Here is a 4,945-nt window from a genome sequence, read left to right as displayed (position 1 = left end):
GACACTTCCAGCAGTCCGGCACCGATCCGGATCGAGTCGGCGCGCATCTGCGCCTTCTCGAGCGCGACCGCGATCACGGCCGCGTACGCCTCGACGATCTCGACGTCCCGCGGCGTGAAGAACGCAGCGGGGTGGTCGGCAGACTCCATGATGTTCTCGAGTTTCAGAACGCCAATCACCCGCCACCGTGGCGGTTTTTTCGCGTTCGACTCGTCGCTCGACTTCAGCAGGAGAGGAACGCCCAGAACGCACCGACACTCGTCCTCAGCCCTGGATTGTTCATACATCACGCTATCGTATTTCCTGGCGTGCTTGTGCTGCTCGAATTCATCGTAGTTCGTGATGTTGCAGGTTTGCGCGAGCTCGGCGATTTCGCCCGTGAGCCCTTCGCCGAAGTCGTAGACGGCAGGCTTGCCGTCCTCGGCCGTCAGCAGTTTCTTGGCTTCACCACCGGCGGCAGCCAGGCGGAGTTGCTTCCCGCCGCCGTTTTCTTTCCTTTCGGTGAGCCACAGCGTCGACCACTGCACGGGAAAGGTCTCCTGGACGTGGTCGATGATCTTTTCCGGCAGAGCCTCAGGTGTGGGCTCCGACAGGACGTCCTCGCACAGTTGCCGGATGGTTTGCTCGAATGACTCTTTCAACATTTTCGGACTCCTCTGTGGCAGCAACGCCACAATCCTTGAAGTGCTTTGTCGAGAAATACTGGATGGTCATCAACTGCCAGGTCCCGCACAGCCAGCGCTGCCAGTCGCCGCCGGTCGTGCCACCTACGGACCGAAGAACTCGATCGCCCGGTGGCCGTGCTGTTTGGCATTCTGGAGCGCGGTCTGGTTGCTCGCTACCGCCAGGAGAAGCATCCCGCGGTAACGGCTCGGATTCGGGAAGTCCTCGAGCCGGTCGACGTCGAGCACGACCTTCTTGCTGACCGGGTCGATGACCTTGAAAATGCTGTAGGCGGGCGACGGAGACATGAGAATCCCGTCCTTCGTATAGGGTCGCTCCTCGGAGACTTCGTAGATCTGGAGCGCTGGTTTTCGCAGGTCGTTGGGGGAAATCGCGAAGCGACAGAATGCGAACCAATGAATCCACTCCCCGATCTTCTCTCCGTTGGCAAGCACGAAGCCGATGGGGTGGTCCGCGGGCTGTAACTCGGAGAGATAGAGGACCCGAGACGGGCCGCCCGGCTTGTCATAGTGCAAGTCGGTGAGAATGTTGCGTTCGTTGATGAACTTGCTGCCCAGCAGGTTCTCCCTGTAGTCCTCCTTGCCGAGGAAAGTCACGAAGCGCTTCCAGTACTCCGGCCCAACCTGGCGGAAGTGTATCGCCTTTCCAGAGGACTGGACGCGCTCGAAATCGATCGTCTGCCACGAGTCGATGTCGTCATGCGGCGGCAGGGTCATGCGGTATACACCCGCGCTGCATGCCACGAACAGTTCCTGCGTGATGTAGTTGAGGAAGGCCGAACAAATCGGCAACCCGCGCCGCACGCAGGTGATCGCCGAAAGCGCCCCGGTGATGGAGCACGGACCGCCATGAGCGGTTTCCCACTCCTCCCGGTATCCCGGCCGCTTGAAGGCTTCTGCCACCTTGCGCGCCGGATCGCCATTGCCATTGAATTGCAGCAGGTAGTCTCGCAATTGCGCCGAGCGGTCTGTCGGATCACAGATGAAGAACGTCCGCGCGCCGCGGTCGCTCTGTGGGCCGGTCCTGGCCAGCGGGTTCGCGTCCTGGCCACTCTCCTCTGTCAGCATGATCGCGTACTGGTCGAAGCTCTTCAGGCATTCCAGGATCGCAATTTCCGGAATCGCATCAAGTCCCAGTGTATCTCCCTTCCCCCAGACGCTGGTACGTTGAAGCGCTTCGCTGATCGTGGCTTCGAGAAGAGCATAGTTGGCCAGCAGCAGTGCCCTGATCAGCGTGTTGCAGTAGGCCTCCTCGATACCAACCATCATCGCCTCCCACGAATAGCCGCCAAAATCCGTAGCTAACCACGCTCAGCACGTCTCCGGGCCAGTGGTCGAAACGGTAAAAAAACAGCCTCCTCTTATATCACAGTACCTGAAGCCAGGCCAGCGGGAGGGTTCGCTCGTTCGCTCGCCGACCCGCACACTGACCATCAGAATCGCAAATCGATTCGACAGATCCGTTTGGTCCATCGACAGGAGGCGTCGTAGCCATTGCTGCCGCATATCCTCACAGCTCATCTCGACCGCTTCCTCTGCGTGTCATTTGCATAGCCTCAAATATGACACATAAACAGATGGGTGTTAAGGGCTTCCGGAGAACGAATCTATCGCCTAATATCATGGGCATTTAGTGGAGAAATGCCTACTCCAATGAGCAAGTTTGAGACTCCGATACAAGTTGCCGAACAGGTGACCCAGCTCGGCCAGCGCATTCGGGTCGCGCGCATCCGTCGCGGTTGGTCCGTTGCTTATCTGGCAAACAAGGCCGGCATCAACCGCAACACGCTGACCGCGCTGGAATTGGGCAAGCCCGGAACGGCCGTCGGGGTGTGCTTCACCGTGCTGTGGGCCTTGGGGTTGGACCGAGCCCTGGACGGCGTCGCCAATCCCGATGCCGACCTGCATGGCAAGGCGCTCGAAGCCGCACGACGTCCCGTACGTGCAGGCAAGCCACGCAAAGCGAGCGACGATTATGACTTCTGAACGAAAGGCCTACGTCTACCTCCAGCTTCCCGGCACCCTGGAGACGGTGCCGGCGGCGTTGCTGCGCGTCCAAACCTTGCCAGATGGCACGCAGATCGGCCGATTCCGCTACGGCAATCGCTATCTTGCGAGGCCCGAAGCGGTGGCGCTCGATCCGTTCCGACTACCTCTGGCCAAGGAAGTCTTCGAGTTCACACAGCTCAAGGGCATTCCGGGTGCAGTACGCGACGCCGCGCCCGATGCCTGGGGGCGGCGCGTCATCGAACACAAGCTGGAGCGGAGCCCGGCGGATCTCCAGGAGATCGATTACCTGCTCCATGGCCCTCAGGATGGGGCCGGGTACCTGAGTTTTGGCCTCAAGGTCGAACCGCCTCCGCCCAAGCGCACTTACAACCGAACGTACCAGCTGGACGAGCTGGTCGCCGCGTCCCAGACCATCGAGGAAGGCAAGCGCGTGGCCGCGTATTTGCTCGAACAACTCGAGCCCGGCACCAGCATGGGGGGGCGCGCCCTAAAGCGACGATCGAAGACGGCAACCGCTTGTGGCTTGGCAAGTTCCCTGCCAAGGATGACCGCTTCAACCTGCAGCGGATCGAGTTCGCGACGCTCGATTTGGCGAGACGCTGCGAAGAGGCGCGCCAGGAGATCGATGGAATCGTTGCGGTCATCCGGCAGTGGCGAGAAAGCTTCTTCGCCTGCGGCGTGTCTGCGAAGGACATTGAGCACATTGCACCCGCCATCTTGCCGGAGTGCTTCTTCTTTGAAAGGCGGCCGGATGCCTGAAACCCCGGGTGCATGATCCGGCCAGAGAACAAATCTTCCCCCAAGGTTGGACCATCGATGGCGGTCAAGCCATTCTGACCTGTCGCGCGCTGGCTCAGCGTGAGCGCTTCGACACTGCCTGGAAAATGGTCGCCGCCGAGTATCAGCAGTGCACGTTACGGGGTCAAGTGCACGTTACGGGATCATGTCTTGAAATCACGCACACAATCAAGGGGGAGGCCTGACATCCCGGCATCGAGCATTTCCCGAAAGAGCGCGGGGCCTTGCCATGGCGCATTTGTCCGCTGGAATCTGGGTGGCCCCATGGTGGGTCAGACCAACACCTTTGGTTGGCGCAAACCCATTGCCGGGATCCAGATCAGGCTCTCGCTAAAGCCTGGTGCGTAGCTAACAGGGGCCTGGGTTCAGGCATGGTTAGCCTCGGCATGCAGGCGAAAACCCAGTGCCTTGATGACCTTCATCACCGTGGAAAACTCCGGATTGCCTTCGGCGGACAATGCCTGGTATAGACCTTCTGTGGCCAGCCCGGTATCGCGAGCCAGTTGGCTTATGCCCTTGGCGCGGGCGATGTCCCCGAGTCCGGCGCGCACGAGGCTACCATCTCCTGGATCTTCCACAATGCAGGCATCGAGGTAGAGCGCCATGTCTTCGTCGCTCTTGAGGTAGTCCACAACATCCCAGCGGGAGAATTTCTCAGTCATGGGTCAATCCTTCCAGTCTCTTACCATCTTGATGGCGCGCTCAACGTCCGCCTCCTGAGTGCTTTTGTCTCCGCCCACGAGCAACACAATTACCAGCGGACCTCTGCGCATGAAATACACCCGGTAACCGGGACCGTGATCTATTCGCATTTCGCCAATCCCTTCTCGTACCGGTTTCGAGTCGCCAAAATTGCCATCGCATAAACGTCGGATGCGAGCCTGAATACGAGCCACTGCCACCCGGTCTTTAAGACTCAACAGCCAGCGATCGAAGCTTTCACTCTTGATGACGTTGAACATGCTTCCATTGTAAGCCACGGCGTACAGGTGTCAGGCGCAATTTGCATCGCCTCCATGGCGTTGGCGCTAGATCAGATTCTCGTCGGCTGCCAAGGATAGAAAATCCAACGCTACCAACGAGAGTCTATGAGCCTCCATCAAGGCGTGATCTCGCATTTGGCCCTGCGAACCCCTGAAAAGTGATCCGAATCCCGACGCACTCAGTGCTTGTGGCCATCCACCCAGCCGGACCGGCCAGGCGGATGGCCACAAGCACGAGTCGTCCCACGACGGGCGATGGCAGCTCGTCTTGCTTAGGCTTCGAGCGTTGCGCGTTGGCACTTTCAGCACCTACCAGGCGATGCGCTGATCGAATTCGTACTCGGGCGCCGATTGAGCCTGGGGGTCGTCCTCGGCCATGGTGGCACCCTGCATCTCCCAGAGCGGCGGCGCACGGGCGGGCATCAGGCGTGGCGGCGAGGTCGGCTCGCCCAGATGGGTCAGGATATCGCT

General features: G+C 60.0%; 6 protein-coding genes. 2 read left to right on the top strand and 4 right to left on the bottom strand.

Annotation, left to right across the window (positions count from 1 at the left end; genetic code table 11):
- Both Q1M07_RS01030 and Q1M07_RS01025 read right to left on the bottom strand, forming a co-directional pair.
- The coding region (locus tag Q1M07_RS01030; RefSeq protein ID WP_300449403.1) for a GAF domain-containing protein at positions 1–644 on the bottom strand (644 nt) is incomplete at its 3' end.
- Between the two features lie 123 nt (positions 645–767).
- Positions 768–1,949 carry a hypothetical protein gene (locus Q1M07_RS01025; protein ID WP_300449401.1) on the bottom strand — a complete coding sequence of 394 codons (1,182 nt, stop codon included), beginning with the start codon at positions 1,947–1,949 and terminating at the stop codon, positions 768–770.
- 387 nt (positions 1,950–2,336) lie between these two features.
- Here Q1M07_RS01025 and Q1M07_RS01020 point away from each other — a divergent pair, with 387 nt between their 5' ends.
- A complete protein-coding gene (locus Q1M07_RS01020; RefSeq protein ID WP_034909764.1) occupies positions 2,337–2,669 on the top strand; it encodes a helix-turn-helix domain-containing protein in 333 nt (110 codons plus the stop codon).
- A complete protein-coding gene (locus tag Q1M07_RS01015) occupies positions 2,659–3,468 on the top strand; it encodes a HipA N-terminal domain-containing protein (RefSeq protein ID WP_300449399.1) in 810 nt (269 codons plus the stop codon). Before Q1M07_RS01020 ends, Q1M07_RS01015 begins: the two co-directional genes overlap by 11 nt.
- A 388-nt stretch (positions 3,469–3,856) precedes the next feature.
- Here Q1M07_RS01015 and Q1M07_RS01010 read toward each other — a convergent pair whose 3' ends face one another.
- Positions 3,857–4,153, bottom strand: coding sequence for an addiction module antidote protein (locus Q1M07_RS01010; protein ID WP_034909756.1), 297 nt, complete (start codon positions 4,151–4,153; stop codon positions 3,857–3,859).
- A 3-nt stretch (positions 4,154–4,156) separates the two neighbouring features.
- A complete protein-coding gene (locus Q1M07_RS01005) occupies positions 4,157–4,453 on the bottom strand; it encodes a type II toxin-antitoxin system RelE/ParE family toxin (protein ID WP_034909754.1) in 297 nt (98 codons plus the stop codon).
- Positions 4,454–4,945: the final 492 nt, after the last annotated feature.

The sequence above is a fragment of the Accumulibacter sp. genome (assembly GCF_029255285.1).
Classification (GTDB): Bacteria; Pseudomonadota; Gammaproteobacteria; order Burkholderiales; family Rhodocyclaceae; genus Accumulibacter.
This window is presented reverse-complemented; position numbering and strand designations above follow the sequence as displayed.

Bases quoted from the DNA above. Each gene is read 5' to 3' on its own strand.
- Q1M07_RS01025 (WP_300449401.1), bottom strand. From the start codon at position 1,949: ATGGTTGGTATCGAGGAGGCCTACTGCAACACGCTGATCAGGGCACTG.
- Q1M07_RS01020 (WP_034909764.1), top strand. From the start codon at position 2,337: ATGAGCAAGTTTGAGACTCCGATACAAGTTGCCGAACAGGTGACCCAG.
- Q1M07_RS01015 (WP_300449399.1), top strand. From the start codon at position 2,659: ATGACTTCTGAACGAAAGGCCTACGTCTACCTCCAGCTTCCCGGCACC.
- Q1M07_RS01010 (WP_034909756.1), bottom strand. From the start codon at position 4,153: ATGACTGAGAAATTCTCCCGCTGGGATGTTGTGGACTACCTCAAGAGC.
- Q1M07_RS01005 (WP_034909754.1), bottom strand. From the start codon at position 4,453: ATGTTCAACGTCATCAAGAGTGAAAGCTTCGATCGCTGGCTGTTGAGT.